The sequence below is a fragment of the Enterococcus sp. HMSC072F02 genome (assembly GCF_001837725.1).
In the GTDB taxonomy this organism is placed as follows: domain Bacteria; phylum Bacillota; class Bacilli; order Lactobacillales; family Enterococcaceae; genus Enterococcus_B; species Enterococcus_B lactis.
Genome location: NZ_KV833893.1, coordinates 1 through 1,606 on the forward strand (window position 1 = coordinate 1; position 1,606 = coordinate 1,606).

General features: G+C 39.0%; 4 protein-coding genes and 1 pseudogene. All 5 read right to left on the bottom strand.

The features are described from left to right. Nucleotides 1-125: phage holin (locus HMPREF2731_RS01670; RefSeq protein WP_218117736.1), on the bottom strand; the 125-nt coding region annotated here is incomplete at its 3' end. Nucleotides 126-147: 22 nt separating this feature from the next. Further along, nucleotides 148-441, bottom strand: coding sequence for a hypothetical protein (locus tag HMPREF2731_RS01675; protein ID WP_064376030.1), 294 nt, complete (start codon nt 439-441; stop codon nt 148-150). A 37-nt stretch (nt 442-478) separates the two neighbouring features. After that, nucleotides 479-616, bottom strand: a complete 138-nt coding sequence (locus tag HMPREF2731_RS14010) for an XkdX family protein (RefSeq protein ID WP_002290625.1) — start codon at nt 614-616, stop codon at nt 479-481. 1 nt (nt 617) lies between these two features. After that, nucleotides 618-1,064: a hypothetical protein gene (locus HMPREF2731_RS01680; RefSeq protein WP_070872190.1), complete on the bottom strand. Its 447-nt coding sequence runs from the start codon at nt 1,062-1,064 to the stop codon at nt 618-620. Nucleotides 1,065-1,069: 5 nt separating this feature from the next. Next, a pseudogene (locus HMPREF2731_RS01685) lies at nt 1,070-1,606 on the bottom strand (hypothetical protein); the annotation flags it as partial.

Genomic DNA, 1,606 nt, shown 5'->3' on the forward strand with positions numbered 1-1,606 from the left:
ACTGTCATATCTGTTCCATTCCATCCATATGCTTTTCCTAACATGGCTACTAAAGCAGATGCAGCTGGTAATACTGTTAAAACCGTCCATTTAATGATTTGATAATACTTATCTGGTAAAATCATTTCTTCTTAACTCCTTTCTTTTTTACCTAGATCTTTCTCTAAATAAAGTTTTGATTTGTTGCGTATGCGCCACTAATTTTTCTGCATGCTTATCTAATCTTTCGTCGTGTTTTTTCAGTTCTTCATGAATCATCAATCGATCTGATTTGCTCGATTCTAAATCTTTTGTTAATAGTTCCAAGTTGTAACTCACTTGTGATAGTGTTTTCGTAATTTTTGTAAATGATGCAGCAATCGGTCTAATTACTAATAAAATCAAAGAAACGATAGCAGTTATTGATCCTGCTATCGCTCCCCATTCCCCTAAATTAATCATATTGCAACTCCTTAAATCAAAATAAAAAGCACATCACTTAAGATGCGCTCTCTTCTTTGCTAATAATTTTATCTGCTTCTTCGTCTGTAATGCATAGTGGAACGAATAGACGAACTTGATCGTCAGTAAAACAGCCCCAATCATACATCATTTTCACATCGCTAAAACTAAACATACTACTCACCTCCCTTTGAAGCTGGATTTAGTTGCTCTTTAATTTCTGAAATGCTTTTGCTATTTTGTAACGAAGCAAGCATCATTTTTGAATTGATTTGTGCTAAACTATCCGCTTTTTCTTTCAATGTAGTATTTTCCTGTTTAATTGCTACATCGTTTAGCATGAGCTCGGCATTTAGCTGTTTTAGGTTGTCGTTTTCATGTTCCAGAGCCTCGTACATCGCTTTGAGATTGTTTAAATCGTTGTGATCTAACGCGTTCGCTAACACAATCCATTGGTTCAGTTTAGGATCAAACATCTGATCAGCAATCGTTAGCGGTTCGCCATCAGCACGAATCCCTTCAAGCGGTGGCTGATCCGTGTAAGGAACGGATACAAGCATGTCGTCCAATACTTTTCCTGCGTACTCTCCACCAGTACGTCCGTATTTCCAAATGTTTTTCATTTATTTCACTCCTTCACTTGACTATTTTCTGTTGGTGCTGGCGCAAAAACCAAAGCAAATCCTCGCACAGCTAATTTTTTAACTGGCGTGCTTGGTGAATCGATGACTCGCACAATCGGCTTACGTGCGTCATCAAAATTATTTTCGACAGTTATGTGGTAAGAGCCAAATCCACCATCCGTATAGTCAGGCTGACATACTCCCCCTAGCCAAAGATACCCACCAAAAATATTCGGAACGTCGCTGTAAGTAAACGAGGCATTGCCATCTGCTCCCAACCGAATATAACTGCCTTTTGCATATCCCTCTGTTTTCTGGAACGTTAGAGTTTCCCAAGCCAACCATGCACAACCGCCCAAATAGATTGCCCCATGCTTGGTATATTTATCGGTGTCTATGGCTTTAGCATATTCAACTGCCACGTTGACTCCACTTGATTGTAAACCTTCTGCGAAGTTCTTAAGCCCTAAAATAGTCTCAGGCTCAGTTAAGCTCACAGAATCATTCAAGCCTTTTTCAGTATATTCAGGCTTGATGTCCCA